Below are 18,525 nucleotides of genomic sequence, written 5' to 3' on the forward strand. Positions count from 1 at the left end.
CATTGACTACCGTTATTGTGTATGCACATCGCATGATAAGCCGCCATCCGCCAGCAATTGAAGCAGTGGGCGAAAAAAACTGAATTAAATCAATTCGACCAGCGCCCGGATAATCCCCAGTGCCAGACCAATAAAGGCCCCCACCACCACGCCATTGACCCGGATCATATGCAGGTCGCCGCCGACTTCGTTTTCAATTTTGCCAATCATCTCGCGTGAATCCCATTCATGAATCCGCTCACTAATAAAACGGATCACTTTTTCACTGTACTGGTCAGAGAGATTGACGGCGATGCCGCTCATTTTGTCATTTAGCAACTGGCGTACGGCGCCGTTACTGATAATGTTCTCACCGACCTGCTGAATGGCCACGCGCAGGTTTTCCGCAATACCGGAATCGGGTTTTTCCAGATCTGCCCGGATTGCATCACACAGAATCACCACCGCACCACTAATAAAATTCAGCACTTGCGGACTGTCCAGCAGGGCATTTTTGGTCTGGTTTAAACGCTGACTGGCGGCACTGTCCTGATCGGCCAGCTGTTGCATCAGCTGATGTGCCATATCTTCCACTTTTTGTCGCCACGGATGATCGGGATCGGCCAGCATTGAATCGACCCGTTCCAGTAAAGAGTCGATGGTGCGCTGCTGTACATCAATACCAATCCAGCTGGCACCTCTGGCCAGACGCCACACGCCCAGTTCTTTAAACAGGGTGCGGGTCAGCTCGCGGGTTTCTTCCGGATGTTGCAGCATCCAGTCATGTGCCAGATCCAGCCCGCGTTGCAGTACATCCTGATGGAAATCATTTTCCAGCACTGCGCGCAGCATTTCACTGGCCAGATAATTGATGTCAGTATTTTTGACCCATTGCACGCTGTTGTTCTGGATAAAGCGGCCAATCTGTTCCTGCCCGACAAATTCAAAAATCTTCGGTACGGTCTGTTGAATTAGCTGGCTGACCTGCTGGTTATTCTGCGGATTGGCCAGCCACTTGCCCACCGCCAGCGATACATCGGTATTGTGCAGGCTGCGCTGTACAATTTGCGGCGACAGGAAATTTTCCTGAACAAAACGTCCCATCGACTCGGCAATACGGTCTTTGTTGCGCGGAATAATTTCGGTATGGTCCCGCAGAAACTTGGGAATGGGCAGCCGGCCAAAGGGATTGCGAAACAGCACGGTAATCGCATACCAGTCAGCCAGCCCCCCGACCACGCCAGCTTCGGCTGACAGCATCAGAATATGAATCAGCCAGATATAGTCAGGCAGCAGTTTGGCCAGCACCATTAAACAGATCCAGGCCAGCACGGCCGTGATCAGGGCCATGGTAGCAAAACGCTTGCTGCGTTGCAGGTTTGGAGAAGTCGGTGCTGGCGCTGTCTGCATGCATGTTTCCCTAGTTTGAAGTGGCTACCGGTGGCTGTAACACCTGACCGCCTGGACTGAGCCCGTATTTTCCACCCAGTGACTGCAAGATCAGGCGAGCATCAAAGGCATCACTTGGGGCACTTTTTTGATCTTTATAACATTGAATCGTATAGGAAACCTGAATCGGGTCAACATTAATGACCTGCGGGTAGTCATAAAATGGGTCAGGCCAGAAAGCCGGATGGCGACGGTAATAGCCATAAGGATAAAAGCTCGGTGCCGGATAGACCACAGCCTGACGCGGTGGCTGCTGGCTGCGGTTACTCGGATCATCCAGCACTTTAAAGAAGGTATGGCCCTGTTGCAGCGTGGTTTGCGCAGCTTTGACCAGGGTAATTTCTTCGGCGGTGCCAAAGCTCATGTTGGGGCGGGCCTGAAAACTGATGCGATAGGTCTGGCTGTTCAGTGGCGTCACCGAATATTGGCCCAGCTGGTCAAAGGTCAGCGGCTTGGATGGTGTGGTGGCACAGCCGCCCAGCAGCAGACTGAGTCCGAGGCCTAAACCAAGAATTAGATGTTTCATGCTGTTCTCCTGTGAAGATACTGCAAGGGGAGAATGAACCGCGTTTTAATTAAAAACTGCTGTTCGGTTGGGTCAGGAACTCCAGTTCTTCTGCGCTTGATTGGCGTCCCAATATTTGATTCCGATGCGGATAACGGCCAAAGCGCTCAATAATCACTTTATGTTTCAGTTCATAGCCCAACACGGTGGGGTCATTCAAACTTTCAAACAACGTTAATGCGACTTCGTGAATACGTTTGGATTCACTGTGCATAAACGGCATATATAGAAAACGACGTTCGGTTGGGTTTAAGTCCTGATCCAATTTTAAGTGAATCATTTCTTGTGCCAACACCAAGGCCATTCCATCTTGGGCAAAGGCACGCGGGTCATTACGGTATAAATTACGTGATAATTGATCTAAAACAATGATTTCAGCCAAACGACCTGCGGGTGTTTCGCGCCATGTCCATAGTTCTCCTTGTGCCGCTTGTTGCAGTACATCGGTAAATTTTTCTGCAAGCACGGCATCAAACTCTGCGCTTTTGACAAACCAGTTCGGTTCCGCAGCAGGAGAAAACCAAAAATCTAAAAAATCCTGATAATTCATACGCTTTATTATTTACCTCTGTTCTTTTGATTATAAAATCACAAATTTCACATGTCTTATAGAGCAACTTTGTGATAAAAAATTGCCAAAAATAAAGTTGTGGGTTTGTTTGAAAACTATACAGGATGTAATGTGCCGGCACTAAATCGCGTTATACTGATATAAACCGATGATTTTCTTTAGTAGTTTTTTGCGATAAGCGAGATTGTAATGAGTCAACCCGAATCGACCTCTCAAGATACTTTAACGACTTGGGTGGATTCTTCGCTACTGCGCGGCATGTTGCGTGGTATTGAGCGTGAAAGCCTGCGTATGCAAAGCAATGGATTTCTCTCTCAGGCAGCCCATCCGCAGGGCTTGGGTTCGGCACTGACTCATCCGCATATCACCACCGATTATTCCGAAGCATTAATGGAGTTTATTACTCCGCCGCAGGACAGTATTCCGGGTGCACTGAATTATTTAAGCGATATTCATGCCGTGGTGCACCGTCAGCTGGAACATGAAGAAAAACTCTGGCCACTGTCAATGCCGTGTATGCTGGATGATGCCGAAGAACGCATTCCGCTGGCGCAATATGGCAGCTCCAATATTGGCCGTTTCAAGACCTTATACCGTCATGGTTTGGGGGTACGCTATGGACGCCGGATGCAGACCATTTCCGGGGTACATTATAATCTGTCTTTCCCGGATGCCTTATTTGAAGCGCTGCAACAACAAGAAAGCGATGAGGCACTCAAAAATCTGAGCCTGCAGGATTATCGCAGCCATCGCTATTTCGGTCTAATCCGTAATTTTATTCGCCTGACCCCACTGGTGATGCTGGTGGTCGGTGCCAGTCCATCGGTGTGTCAGTGTTTTATGACCGGCCGTGAACATCATTTGCTGCCACTGGTACGCGGCACGCTGTTCCTGCCGTATGCCACCGCCTTGCGCATGGGCCGTTTTGGTTATCAGAATTCGGCGCAAAAACAGCTCGGGATTCACTATAACAACCTGAGTGGTTATTTAGAGGGTCTGCAAAAAGCCGTCAAAACCCCGTATCAGCCATTTAGCCGTTTGGGCCTGAATGATGCACAGGGTGAGCCGATTCAGATCAATGATCACGTGCTGCAAATTGAAAACGAATACTACAGTCTGGTGCGTCCAAAACAGGTGCCGCAGGCGGGTGAAACCCCATCTCAGGCGCTGGCCAATCGTGGGGTCGGCTATGTCGAATTACGCGCAGTCGATGTCAATCCGTATAGTCCAATCGGGATTGATGAACACACCGCCGGCTTCCTGGAAGTGCTGGCGCTGTACTGTCTGCTGAAAGACAGCCCGGCGTTATTGGATGATGAACAGGACATTATTGAGCGCAATCAGGCCGAAGTCGTGAATCGTGGCCGTGCGCCAAATGCCACCATTTTGGCAGATGGCCAGTCCTATCTGATTGAAGACTGGAGCCGTAGTCATGTTCAGGCCATGCAGCCTTTGGCTGAACTGCTGGATCAGGCCTATACCACCACGTTGTACAGTCAGGGTCTGGCGACCATGCTCGGCCGGATTGATGAAGTCGATGCGACGCTATCGGCGCAGGTGATTGAGGATACCTTACATCAGGGCGGCACCTGGAATTTTGGCAGCCATATGGCACAGCAACATGCCGACGTTTACCAGGTGCATGTATTAAGTCCGGAAACGCTGGCCTATTTTGAAGAAATGGCCCAGCAATCATTGCAACAACAACAGCAACTTGAGCAGGAACAGACCTTGAGTTTTGAGCAGTTTCTGACTCAGTACCGATAAAAACAGAAAGAGGATTGACCATGCAATGGAGTTATCGCTTCGTGAGTGGTGTTTTGTTTTGTGCCAGTGTGGTGGGGATGGCCTTCGCCCTGTATCTTGAGCATGTGCAAGGTCTGGCGCCGTGTCCATTATGTGTTTTCCAGCGTGTCGGCCTGATTGGTCTGGGGATCATTTCCCTGATCGCGCTGCTCCACAACCCGCTTTCGGGGGCGTTTAAACGGCTGTATGCCTTTTTGGGCAGCTTAAGCATTTTATGGTCGGCCGGTGTTGCCGCGCGGCATGTCTGGCTGCAAAACCTGCCGCCAGATCAGGTGCCAAGCTGTGGCCCGGGACTGGATTATCTGGTTGATGCCTTGCCAATGAAAGCCGTACTGCAACAGGTGCTGTCTGGGTCTGGTGAATGTGCAGTGATTGACTGGACTTTTCTGGGCCAATCCTTGCCGGTCTGGTCGTTAGTGTTCTTTATTGTGCTAACGATTATTAGTATCTGGCAGTTAATCCGTACCTATCCCTATACTGCGGCCAAAACCAAGCCGGTAAAAAAGAAATAATATTGTCTCCAGATCAATAACAAACAGGAGGGCGATGACCCTCCTGTTTTAATTGTAGCGCATCAATTTTTAAGTCAGGGCAATGCCTTCAATACTCTCTAAATTGACAATATATTCACGCACCTGTTCATTGACCCGGTCATCATTTTCCGGATAAAACCATTTCACAATCTGCTCGGCGACGCTGGAATGGTACTGAATTTCCATATGGTTCAGGCCATAAAACACCGCCTTATGCGATTCCGGCAGTTTTAGCTGAAAACGCGGGTTCGGATGTTCACCCAGTGCACTTTTGACACTGACCAGATAATCGCCAATTACTTTGCGGGTGCGGTTGCGCTTGTTTTCATATTCAATGGTGCCGGCCACCAAAAAGGCATTAATATGGGACGGGAAGGGCGCTGGTTTACGGTTATCATCAATTTCACCAATTCGCGCTTCATTGTGTTCCCAGTCATCATCGCGCACGCTGCCATAACGTAAATCCAGAATACCGTTACTGCGGATATTCACCACATGCCCGACAATTTTCATAAACGGGAAACGCCCCAGTTTATCCTGTAAGTGAAAGCCGAAACGCTCCAGCGCTGCACCATGATGCGGCGAACCCAGACAGACCAGGTTATCGACCATATGAATCCACTCATGCAAATCCTGCTTGCCATAAAACAGGGCACTGCGTGACACCAGCCCGCCCATGCTATGTCCAATCAGGCTGATGCTGGTGATATTCGGATTGCGCTGAATCAGATCTTCCAGGGTATTGGCCAGACTATGACCATTGGCGGAAATACGCCGTCCGGTATTGTAATTTAAATACAGCATGGTGTTGCGCTGGCGCTGTGCCAGCAGTTTTTCGCCAATACCACCATATTGCTGATGTGACCAGTCCAGATGGTTCATACACAGGCCATGCACAAACAGAATCACCTGTCCGGTCAGCTCGCCTTTTTGCACACTGCCGTAGTGGTCATAAATGGTCATTGGCAATGCCAGCGGATTTTGCTGATTCAGCAAATAATCACCTAGTACACCATTTAAAATACCAACCAGCACATGCATATACGGTGTCAGCGGCTTGTCATGTAAACGTGGAAAACGGTCAATCACCTGACGCAGGCTGGGCGCCAGCAGGTAGTTGCTATAGTTTTGCAGCGTATCAAAGGACAGGCTGTACAGCTTGCGAATGGGCGACATATTCTGGAATTTTCGGGAGTGCTGTTCACTCATGCCAAACAGGCTCAGCAAGACCTCACGCTGAATGGTCTGCACCAGCTCTTTGACCACCTGATGCACCGGCATACTTAACAGCTGCGCCAGACCTTCCAGTAAATCGGCCTGGCTGGGCGGTGTGGTGTCCCATTTACAATAAGTTTCATGCAATGGCGTTAAACTTGGCATGTGCTACTGCCCCCTAACAATAGTGTCGCGGCTACTTTCTTTTTCGTTGGCTTCACGGTATAAATTTCTAAGCTTAATTTTATATCATTCATCCCGAACAACTTTTACAATAGCCAGGATGACGCCCCAGTTTTAATTTTTTTGTCTAACAATTATTTGTGACATACAAATTAAAACATGAATGTGATCAAAGTCTCAAAAAAGTAAATACAACAATGAACATGGATAACATCCGATTAGCACAATGAATTTAATTTATTTGCATGGTTTCAGGAGCAATCCCTTTTCTGCCAAAGGCCAGCTGTTGCGGCAAGCGCTGGCACAGCGGAGTGACATTCAGGTACATCTGCCCGATCTGAATGCGCCGCCACGCGAGGTGATGCAGCGCTTATCTGCACTGATTGAGCAGCTGGACCAAGTAGCGCTGGTCGGCAGCAGTCTGGGCGGCTTCTATGCGACACAACTGGTCGCACGCTATGCGGTTCCGGCTGTGCTGATTAATCCGGCTATGCGACCATGGCAGTTGTTTCAGGAACTGTTCGGCGATGCACAGATTCCGCTAAAAGTGCATGAACACTGGACGCTGGAGCGGCTACATTTACAGCAACTGGAACAGATGGCAGTGCCTTTTGTTGAAAAGGCAGACAAAATTTTAGTGTTATTGCAGCAAGGCGATGAAGTTTTGGATTATCGTGACGCACAGCGTTATTATAGCCAGGCCCAGCATAGCTCTCTGATCATGACCGAAACCCGCGGCAATCATGGGATGGACAACTTTGCGCTAAAAATACCTATGCTGCTGCAGTTTTTATCGGATTCCCTAAAATAAGGAAACAGTACAACGTGTCTCAATATACGGCTCAATCTCTTGAAGTTTTATCTGGTCTCGATCCGGTCCGTCGCCGTCCGGGTATGTATACCGACACCTCGCGTCCGAACCATTTGGCGCAGGAAGTGATTGATAATGCTGTCGATGAGGCACTGGCCGGACATGCCACCAAAGTTAGCGTGACCGTGTATAAAGATGGCTCGCTGGCAGTAGAAGACAATGGCCGTGGGATGCCGGTGGATATTCACCCGGAATATGGCCAGAGCGGAATTGAAATTATTTTGACCAAGCTGCATGCCGGCGGCAAGTTCAGTACCGATAACTACCAGTTTTCCGGTGGTTTGCACGGGGTCGGGATTTCTGTGGTGAATGCCTTGTCGACCCGGGTAGAAGTGGATGTACAGCGTCAGGGCAATCTCTACAAAATGGCTTTTGAGCAGGGCGAAGCCACTGGACCACTAGAAGTGCTGGAAGGTAAAGCGCCAAAACGTGCGTCAGGCACCTTGGTGCGTTTCTGGCCGGAAGCCAAATATTTCGATTCACCAAAATTTGCCTTAAAAGCCTTAAAACATAATTTAAAAGCCAAAGCGGTTTTGGCGGCTGGCCTGCAAATCAATTATATCGACCAGATTAATGATGAAAAAATCACCTGGCAGTTTGAAAATGGCCTGGTCGATTATTTAATGGATGAACTGGAAGACCGCGAGACTATTCCGGCGCCGGCCTTTGTCTCTTCAGGCAATGCAGAACGCGCCAGCGCAGAATTTGCGATTTGCTGGAATGTTGAAGGCGGTGAAAGCATTCAGGAATCTTACGTCAACCTGATTCCGACCGCGCAGGGCGGTACCCATGTCAATGGTTTGCGTTCCGGTATCACCGATGCCATGCGCGAGTTCTGTGAGCTGCGTAACCTGTTGCCGCGTAACTTGAAACTCTCGGCCGAAGATGTCTGGGATGGAGTGAACTATATCCTGTCGCTAAAATTCCAGGAGCCACAATTCTCCGGTCAGACCAAAGAGCGTCTGTCGAGCCGTGAAGCGTCCGGAATTGTGCAGAATATTGCCAAAGATGCCTTTGCCTTATGGCTGCATCAGAATTCAGATATAGCGCTGCAACTGGCAGAAATGGCCATCTCCAAGGCCGGTCGCCGTTTAAAAGCAGCCAAAAAAGTCGAGCGTAAAAAGATTGTGTCGGGTCCGGCTCTGCCAGGCAAGCTGGCCGACTGTGTCGGTCTGACCCGTGAAGAATCGGAACTGTTTATTGTCGAAGGGGATTCTGCGGGCGGTTCGGCCAAGCAGGCACGTGACAAGAATTTCCAGGCCATCATGCCGATTCGCGGTAAAATTTTAAATACCTGGGAAGTGTCTTCTGATGAGGTGCTGGGCTCTCAGGAAGTGCATGATATTGCCATTGCGATTGGGGTTGATCCGGGTTCAGATGACTTGTCTGAACTGCGTTATGGCAAAATCTGTATTCTGGCCGATGCCGACTCCGATGGTCTGCATATTGCCACCTTGCTCTGTGCGCTTTTTGTCAAACATTTCCCGGCTTTGGTAGAAGAAGGGCATTTATTTGTGGCCATGCCGCCATTATTCCGGATTGATGACAATAAAGATGTACATTACGCACTGGATGAAGATGAGCTCAACGGCATTTTAAATAAATGCAAAAGCAAAAATCCGCAAATCACCCGCTTTAAAGGCTTGGGTGAAATGAACGCCAGCCAGCTGCGTGAAACCACCATGGACCCGGATACACGCCGTCTGGTGCAACTGGATCTGGATGATATTCATGTCACTGCCGGTTTGCTGGATAAACTGCTGGCCAAAAAACGCTCCGCAGACCGGAAGCAGTGGCTAGAGCAAAAAGGCAATCTGGCTGATCTGGTGGTTTAAAACCTTAAAACTTTCATCATTTTAGAAAACCTGCCCGTCTTGGTGCAGGTTTTTTTATGTCGCTGATTTTTTCTCCAAAATGAGGCAATACGGCTGTATAGGGTTGCCCTTTTTTTGTTCACTTTTGTGTATCCTTAGCCTTCAATATCTCTAAAAACTCAAGAGCACACCTTGCTTGCATGTGCGTGGTGCAGATCAGTGCAGCGTAGCTGAAGGGCTATGCTTCATTTTTTATATTAATATAAGTAACTAATTTTTATGATTTAAATCTTACTTGTCCCGTCTAGATCTGCCTGTCAGTTTTGCGTTTGGCATAGAAATTGAATTATCCGCTGCAGTCATAGAACAACAGGCACCATGTTCAGGTGCTGCATAAGTGTGGAGAAATTCATGAAGTTCCAGCGCAATCTGTTTTCAAAAAGTATGTTAGTGGCCAGCATGGCCGGGGTTGTGGCGCTCAGCGGCTGCTCAAAATCGACCGAAAGTAGCGACAGTGCCAGCACAGCCCAGCCAGCGGCCAGCACCGGTGAGACCATTAAAGTCGGCATCCTGCATTCCTTGTCCGGCACCATGGCCATTTCAGAAACCTCGCTAAAAGATACCGCGCTAATGGCAATCAATGAAATTAATGCCAATGGCGGGGTGCTGGGCAAAAAGCTGGAACCGGTGGTGGTTGATCCGGCCTCTGATTGGCCACTGTTTGCGGAACAGGCGCGCCAGCTGATTACTCAGGATAAGGTTGCGGTCATTTTTGGTGCGTGGACTTCAGTATCACGTAAATCGGTACTGCCGGTGGTGGAAGAGCTGAATGGTCTGCTGTTCTATCCGGTGCAATATGAGGGTCAGGAACAGTCGAAAAATATTTTCTATACCGGCGCAGCACCTAACCAGCAAGCGATTCCAGCAGTGGAATATCTGATGAGTGAAGAGGGCGGTCAGGCCGAACGTTTTGTGCTGCTAGGAACGGATTATGTCTATCCACGGACCACTAACCAGATTCTGCGCGCTTTCCTGAAATCAAAAGGCATTGCCGATGCCGACATTATGGAAGAGTACACCCCGTTTGGGCACAGCAACTATCAGACCATTGTCAGCAATATTAAAAAATTCTCGGCTGGGAAAAAGACTGCGGTCATTTCCACCATCAATGGCGATTCCAATGTGCCGTTCTACCGTGAACTGGGCAATCAGGGCATCAAAGCTTCTGATATTCCGGTGATGGCGTTCTCGGTGGGTGAAGAAGAATTACGCGGTATTGATACCAAGCCACTGGTCGGCCACTTGGCATCGTGGAACTACTTTATGTCGGTAAAAAATCCGGTCAATACCGAGTTCACCAACAAAATGAAGCAGTACGCAGTCGATTATAAACTGCCAAATGCCAACAAGCTGGTGACCAATGACCCGATGGAAGCGACCTATGTCGGCATCAATATGTGGAAGCAGGCGGTAGAAAAAGCCGGCACTACCGAGGTGGATCAAGTCCGTGCAGCCATGGCTGGTCAGGAATTTAAAGCACCCTCTGGTTATACCTTAAAAATGGATACGTCAAACCATCACTTGCATAAGCCGGTCATGATCGGGCAAATCCGTGCCGATGGCCAGTTTGATATTGTCTATAAAACCCCGCAAACCCTGCAGGCAGAACCTTGGAGTCCTTATCTTCCGAAGTAAGTTTGACATCATGCCTGCTGCTTCGGCAGCAGGTTTTTTTTCGATTTCTCTGCCTTCTTATAAAAAAGAGGACACACAATAGGGGGATATAAAATGAATATTCGCGTGAATATCGCCGCTATTTTTCTGATTTTTGCCCAAGTTTTATCGATACAGCTGGCTCAGGCCGAACAGCCGCAAATACAGACAGCCGTTGCTGTGACACAGGCCGATGCCATCCAGCAATTTGTGCAAGGTGATTTCGCCAGCCGCCGTGCCTTACTGAACCAGTGGCCCGGCAGCCTCGAACAGCTGGATCAGCTTGCACAATATGTTGAACAGCAGCAGCTCTATAGCGGCGCCAATGGTCAAACCTATATTCTGGAATCGGATGAGCGTTTACTGCATTATCCGGCACTGGAGCCGGTTAGCGACTGGCCAAGTGATCTGGCGCAGGTCACGCTGGTGAATACCTTGCAGAAAGCGCTGACCTTTGCGCTGGCGCATTCAAAAATGCAGTCAAAAGATGCGGCTGAGCGCCTTGAAGCTGTCGATATTTATGAAAGCAATCTGTCTGAATTACAGCTGGCGCAGATCAATCGCCTGTATTTACAGGAACGGAATAATAAGGTGAAGGCGCGTCTGGCCCAGCTCAAAGCACGGCTGGATTATCAGCAGCCAGATGTGCTGGTGAAAATTCAGGCCGCCCAGGTACTGGCCGATTCCAACCGTCCCGATGTACTGGCCATGGTGGAGCAGGAGCTGCAACAGCCGAATCTGAATCCGGAACTGAAAGCCGTGTTGCTGGAGGCCAAAAGCGCCATTCAGACCCGCTTACAGGCCAGTGAATGGGCCGGCCATCTATTTTCCGGGCTCAGTACCGCCAGTATTTTGCTGCTGGCGGCGTTAGGACTGGCCATCACCTATGGTCTGCTCGGAGTCATCAATATGGCGCATGGCGAGCTGATCATGATTGGCGCTTATACCACCTATGTGGTGCAAAGCCTGTTTAAAAGCCATTTTGGCAGTTATCTGGACTGGTACCTGATCGCGGCGATTCCGGCAGCCTTTCTGGTCAGCGCTTTAATTGGCATGCTGATTGAACGCACGGTAATTCGTCCGCTCTATGGCCGCCAGCTGGAAACCCTGCTGGCCACCTTTGGAGTCAGCCTGATTTTAATGCAATTGGTGCGGATGATCTTTGGCGCGCAAAACGTAGAAGTGTCCAATATTGCCTGGCTGTCTGGTGGCATTTCCATTAGCCCGAGCCTGATGCTGCCGTATAACCGTATCGCAATTATTGTCTTTACCATCGCCGTGCTGTTGTTGCTGGTGTATTTACTCAATAAAACCCGTTTTGGTCTGTTTGTGCGGGCTGTAACCCAAAACCGTCAGATGGCGCGTGCCGTCGGAATTCGTTCCAGCCGCATCGACATGATGGCTTTTGGTCTGGGTTCAGGACTGGCCGGACTGGCCGGTTGTGCCTTGGCGCAGGTCGGGAACGTTGGCCCGGATTTGGGGCAGAACTACATTATTGATGCCTTCCTGGTGGTGGTAGTCGGTGGAGTCGGTCAGGTCTGGGGTACGGTACTGGCAGCACTGGGTCTGGGCATTAGCGGGACTGCGCTGGAAATTGGCATGGGTGCAGTACTGGCCAAAATTATTCTTCTGGTTCTTGTGATTTTGTTTATTCAAAAACGCCCACAAGGTCTGTTTGCCATCAAAGGCCGTTTTGTGGAGTAAGCGCATGAAGATCACACATTTACTTTCCGATAAACCCTATAGCGGGGCAGCCATTGCCGCCTGTTTTGCGATTTTACTGCTGTTGCCGTGGCTGCATCTGTTGCCGAGTGATTCGGCACTGCATCTGTCGGCTTATTGGGTCACCCTGATTGGCAAAATCATGTGTCTGGCACTGGTGGCTTTGGCCTTGGATCTGGTCTGGGGCTATGCCGGTATTTTAAGTTTGGGTCATGGCCTGTACTTTGCTCTGGGCGGTTATGCGTTTGGCATGTACCTGATGCGCCAATCCGCGGGCGATGGCTTGCCAGACTTTATGCGTTTCTTAAGCTGGACCGAATTGCCGTGGTTCTGGGTTGGCACGGAACATTTCCTGTGGTCGCTTGCACTGGTCGTTTTAGTGCCGGGCATCATTGCCTTTGTGTTTGGCTTCTTTGCCTTCCGCTCCAAAATCAAGGGCGTGTATTTCTCGATTATCACCCAGGCCATGACCTTTGCTGCCGCACTGCTGTTTTTCCGTAATGAAACCGGTTTCGGCGGCAACAATGGTTTTACCGGCTTTAAAACTATTTTGGGCATGGATATTACCTCGGCGCCGATGCGGGCCAGCCTGTGTTTTATCACCGCGCTGGTGCTGCTGCTGTGCTTTATCGGGCTGCGTCATCTGATGAATCAGCCTTATGGTCGTGTGCTGGGTGCAATTCGTGACAGTGAAAACCGTCTGCAATATCTGGGCTATCGCACGCTGTGGTACAAGCTGTCGGCCTGGGTACTGTCTGCGGTGATCGCGGGTATTGCCGGGGCACTGTATGTGCCACAGGCCGGCATCATCAACCCGAGTGAAATGAACCCGGTCAACTCAATTGAAATGGCGGTCTGGGTCGCAGCGGGTGGTCGTGGCACCTTAATTGGGCCTTTGCTCGGCGCGGGTGTGATTAACGCGGCCAAAACCTATTTCACCGCTGCTTCCCCAGAGGCGTGGTTACTGATTTTAGGGGCGCTGTTTATTGTGGTGACCATCTTCCTGCCGAAAGGGATTATTGGTCTGTTTGACCGTTTTAAAAAGGAGCGGAGCGAATGAGTGAACTGTTGCAAGCTCATGGCGGCCATGCTGCTGAAGGTTATGGCCGTCCCAAGGAACAGGGCGCAGATTTTAGCCACGGTATTGCGCTGTATTTGGAAAAAGTCAGCGTGTGGTTTGATGCCTTTCGTGCCTTAAATGACTTGTCTTTGTATATCGAAGAAGGGGAATTACGTTGCATCATTGGACCCAATGGTGCCGGTAAAACCACGTTAATGGATGTGATTACCGGTAAAACCCGTCCCACCGAAGGCAGTGCCTTTTTTGGCCAGACCTATGATTTAGCCAAGATGAGCACCGAACAGATTGCCGAGGCCGGAATTGGACGCAAGTTCCAGAAACCCACAGTATTTGAAAATTTTACTGTCATAGAAAACCTGCTGCTTGCCGCCCCGAAAGATAAACGGGTGAAAAAAAGCCTGTTTAGCAAGCTCGATCCCGATGCCCAACAGGCGCTGGAAGAATCGCTGGCGCAAATCCGTTTGCAGGAATTTGTACATAAACCAGCCGGATTGCTGTCGCATGGTCAGAAGCAGTGGCTGGAAATTGGCATGCTGTTGATGCAGCGCCCCAAGCTGATTTTGCTGGATGAACCGGTGGCCGGTATGACCGATGCCGAAACCGAACGTACCGCGGAGCTGTGTCTGGAACTGAAGAAAAATCATACCTTGATTGTGGTTGAGCATGACATGAGCTTTATTGACACCATCAGTGAAAAAGTCACGGTGCTGGCACAGGGTGCCATTCTGGCAGAGGGTACATTGGCCGAAGTTCAGGCCAATGAAGATGTGATTGAAAAATATTTGGGACGTTAAGGAGACCGCGATGCTAGAAGTCAAAGACGTCAATCAGTTTTATGGGGGCAGTCATATCCTGCGCGATGTATCGTTTCAGGCTCCGGTCGGTGCATGTTCAGTGGTGCTGGGGCGTAATGGCGTGGGCAAAACCACCTTGCTGAAATGCTTGATGGGCATTTTGCCGATTAAATCCGGGCAGATTCTGCTGGATGGCAAAGATATTTCCAGGCTTAGTCCGGAGCAGCGCGTGCGTGAAGGTTTGGCCTATGTGCCACAAGGCCGCGATATTTTTTCGACCTTAACAGTTGAGGAAAATATCCTGATTGGGATGGCGAAATTTAAAGGCGCAAAAACCCGAAAAGTACCGGAACATCTGTACGAGATTTTTCCGGTTCTGGATGAAATGAAGCAGCGCCGCGGTGGAGATTTATCCGGTGGTCAGCAGCAGCAACTGGCAATTGCTCGCGCGCTGGCTTCTGAACCGAAGGTATTAATTCTGGATGAGCCAACCGAGGGTATTCAGCCCTCGATTATTAAAGATATTGGCCGGGTGATTCGTAAACTGGCTGATAGTGGCGAAATGGCAATTGTGCTGGTCGAGCAGTTCTATGATTTTGCCGAAGAGCTGGCCGATGGCTATACCGTGATGGCGCGTGGCCAGGTGATTGCACAAGGTGCCGGCAGGGAAATGCCGGAGAAAGGGATTCGGGAGTTAGTAGCGATTTAATTTCCCTCTCTCAAAGGGAGGTTGGAGGGATTTAACAAGTCAAAGCCTCCCTGAGCAAGAGATCAGCACGGCTTGATCTTGCAGCGCAAGAAGGGAGGTTTGGAGGCTTTAATTTCACCTCTCCCTGTCTCCGAAAAGGAGAGGGAAATTGTCATTCAATTTCCGTATTTTCATTCCATAAAAAATACCCACCATACTGACTGGATCTGAACTCACCCCCACTACTTTTACCCTGTTCAGTTAAAAAGTGTTTGCCATTTTCGTTTAAGGTCAGGAAGCCTTTTGTGGTTAATTTCTCCAGTATATCTGCGGTTTTCAGCTTATGTTTTGCAGCCAGTTTGGAAGTGGTGAGTTTGGTCAGTGTCGAGCTTTCTTCGCCACGCTCTGCTTCGGCCACCACAGCATCTGCTTTCACTTCATCGAGGCTAATGCGGACTTCATCACTAATCCGAATAATGCGCTGCGCTTCTTCATAGGCATCTTTAAATACTTCATCATCTTCGTATTTGCGAACCAGAATTCCCATTTCATTGTTATTAATCTGGCTGAATTCATATAAATTCAGGCTGGAAATAATACATTCCGATTCATTCAGATAGCATTTTGCATGTAGGTTCTTGCAGAAGCTTAAGCGGACATAATCCAGTTTTTGCAACCATTTGATTTCCTCTGGATGCAGATCGCTTTTGCCATACACAATACGGATGTCAATTTTGAGCCGATCTTTATCTTCGAGTAATTCTTTAATCCGGTCATTGAGGCGTAAATAGGGGCTAATCAGAATTAAACGCTCTTTGGCATTCTTAATCAGTTCTTCTAGAAAAAAGTTGGTTGCACTGGTGTTTAAAAACTTGGCCATAAAAATCCCCGTGTCATTCTTATTGATGGCTTAGATCATAGTCTAAGTATAGGTAAAAATTAAACAAAAAAAAGAGCACTGAAATCAGTGCTCTTTTAGATGGATGCTGAGCGTTTAGCTAAAGAACCAGTATACGAACAGCGCAATAATGAAGGTACACAGGATGTTTAATACTATCCCGACACTCATCATTTCACGCTGTCTGATATGACCGGACCCAAACACAATTGCATTTGGCGGTGTTGCTACAGGCAACATAAAGGCACACGATGCACCAATACCAATAATAATCACCAGAATTTCTTTTGGCATACCCATCTGGTCGGCAATGGCGGCAAAGACCGGTACCAACAGTGCAGCAGAAGCGGTGTTACTGGTAAATTCAGTCAGGAAAATAATGAAAATGGTCACCACAAAAATAATCACCAGCGGTGATGCCGTACCAAATACATCTGCAACGGTTTGACCCAGTACCAGCGATGCACCTGAATCTTTTAACATCGCACTTAAGGTTAAACCACCACCAAACAGCAGTAACACCCCCCAGTCGGTGTTTTCAGAAACCTGTTTCCAAGTGGCTGTACCTAAAATCACCACCAGACAGGCGGCGACCAGTGCAGTCCAGGTATCCGGAGATGAAATACCAAAGTTCTCGCTGAGTTTTTTGCCAAAAATCCAGGCAATCGCGGTACAGATAAACAGAATCATGGTCGCGATACGGGTTCGGTTCCATGGAATTACTTCTGTTTCAAAATGAATTTTCTGGTTCAGTTTCGGACGCAACACCAGATATAAACTGACCAACATGGCTGGCAGTAAAATCAGCATCATCGGCAAACCGATTTTCATCCAGTCGGCGAAGTCATAGTCCAGTGCTTTGGCAGCAATCGCATTCGGTGGTGAACCGACCAGCGTTCCCAGGCCGCCAATACTGGCCGAATAGGCAATCCCGAGAAGAATAAAGACGAAGGTAGAGCGCTCTTTGGTTGAATCTAGGTGCGACAGCAGACCCAAAGCCAGCGGGAGCATCATCGCTGCGGTGGCGGTATTGGAAATCCACATCGACAGTGCAGCTGTGACGGCAAAAATGGCCAGCACTGAAATCCCCAAATGCCCGCCAGACATGGAAATAATCCACATCGCAATTTTACGGTCCAGTTTCTGGATATGTAGGGCAGTGGCCAAGGCAAAACCACCAAAGAACAGGAAAATGACCGGGTCAGCAAAAGTCCGCAGCGCCTGCGTGGTGGTCATCGGTACCAGTTCTTTGCTGGCATTTTCAATCGGCATGCCAAGCGCTACGGCCAGCACCGGCACCAGCAGCGCGGTAATGGTGATATGCACCGCTTCAGTCAGCCATAAAATCCCGATAAACAGCAGCAGGCTCAGGCCTTTATTGGCATAATCATCATAGGGCAAAATATGGTAAAAGCCCCAAGAAAGCAGGGCGGCAATGACAATAATAATCCAGCCTTTGACAATGCCTTTCGGCGCGGCCTCGACCGGTGGTTTTAACGTATCTGTATTCATATACGATCCTTTTATAGATTTATAGGAATTAGAGTAATCGGCCTATTATTTAATATTTTTCAAGCAGGGGGGCAAAGTATAAATTGATTATTTTGCAGCTAGGTGAAGATTAAACCACAAAAAATGCGGGTTCTGACTGAGGAGTTGCACAGCTTGCCACAGGGCTGAGCCGCCGAGCACGGCCAGTAAGCTGAGAATCAGCCAGCGAAATTTCTGCTGGGAAATATGGGCACGTAACTGGCCGCCAGCCCAGACCCCGAGCAGCGACACCACGGTTAATAAGCCCAGTAAGGACCATTGTTCAGATTTAAATTGCAGCATCACCGGGTAAAGCAGCAGCAGCTGAATCAGTTTACTGACCGCAAAATTCAAGTTGCTGATCAGCACAATTTCGGTTTTGCTGTGTTCGCTACTCAGCAAGTACATCATCAGAAAGGGTGCCATGGCATTGGTGGCTCCGCCGATCACACCGGCCAGCAGACCAAACAGCAGCATGTTTTTCAGACTGGCCTGAATGCGCAGGGGCTGGCTGCGAAACTGATCCAGCACATACCATAAAATAAACAGCCCCATCAGCAGTTTGAGATAGCCATCATTTAGATGTAGCAGTAACTGCACACCGAATACACTTCCGATCAGACTGCTGATAATCAGGCCCCAATATTGACCGGAATAATAGCGCAGCGCCTGAAGAAAGCTGCGTTCGGGGTCGCTATTGAGTAAAAACAGATTCAGGATCAGGCAGGGTAATAGTACAAAGGCTACCGTGGTCGACAGCGGGTACAAGGTGGAGATGGCCGCGGTACTGACCATAGGAAAGCCGAAGCCGCTGATCCCGTGTAACAGGGCAGCAATGATACAAAAGATCAGAACCATCAGGTCGGCTTTAGACATGCGTATTTCAACGGACTGGCAGAGTACTGACTAAAACATGCACATACTGGGCTTGTAAAGGGCAAGCCGGCTTATTTTTTATCAAATGGAGCGTAAACCTTTGTCTTTCAGTCAGAGATATAAGCGACACGACATGAAATGTCGTTTAATTGCTAAAAAACAATATTTCAAGCCTAATATGAGCTAATATAAGCCCATGAAAACACTTAAATTACGTATAAAAGACAAACATTGTAA

At 49.0% G+C, this 18,525-nt stretch carries 16 protein-coding genes; 9 read left to right on the forward strand and 7 right to left on the reverse strand.

Annotation, left to right across the window (positions count from 1 at the left end):
* Positions 1-84: 84 nt before the first annotated feature.
* From FTT68_RS09065 to FTT68_RS09075, 3 genes are read right to left on the reverse strand one after another with little or no spacing between them, the layout of a single operon-like run.
* Positions 85-1,389: a DUF445 domain-containing protein gene (locus FTT68_RS09065; RefSeq protein ID WP_016658710.1), complete on the reverse strand. Its 1,305-nt coding sequence runs from the start codon at positions 1,387-1,389 to the stop codon at positions 85-87.
* A gap of 10 nt (positions 1,390-1,399) precedes the next feature.
* Entirely contained in the window at positions 1,400-1,954 is a 555-nt protein-coding gene (locus tag FTT68_RS09070; protein ID WP_005180882.1) for a hypothetical protein, read from the reverse strand.
* 49 nt (positions 1,955-2,003) lie between these two features.
* Entirely contained in the window at positions 2,004-2,543 is a 540-nt protein-coding gene (locus FTT68_RS09075; RefSeq protein WP_005180881.1) for a DUF924 family protein, read from the reverse strand.
* Between the two features lie 210 nt (positions 2,544-2,753).
* Here FTT68_RS09075 and gshA point away from each other — a divergent pair, with 210 nt between their 5' ends.
* Both gshA and FTT68_RS09085 read left to right on the forward strand, forming a co-directional pair.
* Positions 2,754-4,331 carry a glutamate--cysteine ligase gene (gene gshA, locus FTT68_RS09080; protein ID WP_180083957.1) on the forward strand — a complete coding sequence of 526 codons (1,578 nt, stop codon included), beginning with the start codon at positions 2,754-2,756 and terminating at the stop codon, positions 4,329-4,331.
* A 20-nt stretch (positions 4,332-4,351) separates the two neighbouring features.
* Positions 4,352-4,882 (forward strand): disulfide bond formation protein B, encoded by a 531-nt coding sequence (locus FTT68_RS09085; RefSeq protein WP_016658712.1) that lies wholly within the window; start codon positions 4,352-4,354, stop codon positions 4,880-4,882.
* Positions 4,883-4,951: 69 nt separating this feature from the next.
* On the opposite strand, the gene FTT68_RS09090 is transcribed toward FTT68_RS09085, so the two are convergent.
* Positions 4,952-6,283: a hypothetical protein gene (locus FTT68_RS09090; RefSeq protein ID WP_075168204.1), complete on the reverse strand. Its 1,332-nt coding sequence runs from the start codon at positions 6,281-6,283 to the stop codon at positions 4,952-4,954.
* A gap of 244 nt (positions 6,284-6,527) precedes the next feature.
* On the opposite strand from FTT68_RS09090, the gene FTT68_RS09095 reads away from it, so the two are divergent.
* The 7 genes from FTT68_RS09095 (at position 6,528) to urtE (ending at position 15,005) form a co-directional block, all read left to right on the forward strand.
* On the forward strand, positions 6,528-7,112 hold the full coding sequence (locus FTT68_RS09095) for a YqiA/YcfP family alpha/beta fold hydrolase (RefSeq protein ID WP_075168205.1): 585 nt from the start codon (positions 6,528-6,530) through the stop codon (positions 7,110-7,112).
* A 14-nt stretch (positions 7,113-7,126) separates the two neighbouring features.
* Entirely contained in the window at positions 7,127-9,007 is a 1,881-nt protein-coding gene (parE, locus tag FTT68_RS09100; RefSeq protein WP_180083959.1) for a DNA topoisomerase IV subunit B, read from the forward strand.
* A 390-nt stretch (positions 9,008-9,397) separates the two neighbouring features.
* Positions 9,398-10,681 (forward strand): urea ABC transporter substrate-binding protein, encoded by a 1,284-nt coding sequence (urtA, locus tag FTT68_RS09105; RefSeq protein ID WP_160240841.1) that lies wholly within the window; start codon positions 9,398-9,400, stop codon positions 10,679-10,681.
* 93 nt (positions 10,682-10,774) lie between these two features.
* A complete protein-coding gene (gene urtB / locus FTT68_RS09110; protein ID WP_180083961.1) occupies positions 10,775-12,403 on the forward strand; it encodes an urea ABC transporter permease subunit UrtB in 1,629 nt (542 codons plus the stop codon).
* 4 nt (positions 12,404-12,407) lie between these two features.
* Entirely contained in the window at positions 12,408-13,481 is a 1,074-nt protein-coding gene (gene urtC / locus FTT68_RS09115) for an urea ABC transporter permease subunit UrtC (protein WP_016658716.1), read from the forward strand.
* Positions 13,478-14,296 (forward strand): urea ABC transporter ATP-binding protein UrtD, encoded by an 819-nt coding sequence (urtD, locus tag FTT68_RS09120; protein WP_104503835.1) that lies wholly within the window; start codon positions 13,478-13,480, stop codon positions 14,294-14,296. Before urtC ends, urtD begins: the two co-directional genes overlap by 4 nt.
* Positions 14,297-14,306: 10 nt before the next feature.
* Entirely contained in the window at positions 14,307-15,005 is a 699-nt protein-coding gene (urtE, locus tag FTT68_RS09125; protein WP_075168209.1) for an urea ABC transporter ATP-binding subunit UrtE, read from the forward strand.
* Between the two features lie 151 nt (positions 15,006-15,156).
* On the opposite strand, the gene FTT68_RS09130 is transcribed toward urtE, so the two are convergent.
* From FTT68_RS09130 to FTT68_RS09140, 3 genes are all read right to left on the reverse strand, one after another.
* Positions 15,157-15,864 carry a phospholipase D family protein gene (locus FTT68_RS09130; RefSeq protein WP_005180864.1) on the reverse strand — a complete coding sequence of 236 codons (708 nt, stop codon included), beginning with the start codon at positions 15,862-15,864 and terminating at the stop codon, positions 15,157-15,159.
* 114 nt (positions 15,865-15,978) lie between these two features.
* Positions 15,979-17,394 (reverse strand): DASS family sodium-coupled anion symporter, encoded by a 1,416-nt coding sequence (locus FTT68_RS09135; RefSeq protein WP_005180862.1) that lies wholly within the window; start codon positions 17,392-17,394, stop codon positions 15,979-15,981.
* An 87-nt stretch (positions 17,395-17,481) separates the two neighbouring features.
* Positions 17,482-18,288: a sulfite exporter TauE/SafE family protein gene (locus tag FTT68_RS09140; protein ID WP_180083963.1), complete on the reverse strand. Its 807-nt coding sequence runs from the start codon at positions 18,286-18,288 to the stop codon at positions 17,482-17,484.
* Positions 18,289-18,525: the final 237 nt, after the last annotated feature.

Source organism: Acinetobacter sp. Q85-2, from assembly GCF_013420555.1.
GTDB classification, from domain to species: domain Bacteria; phylum Pseudomonadota; class Gammaproteobacteria; order Pseudomonadales; family Moraxellaceae; genus Acinetobacter; species Acinetobacter indicus.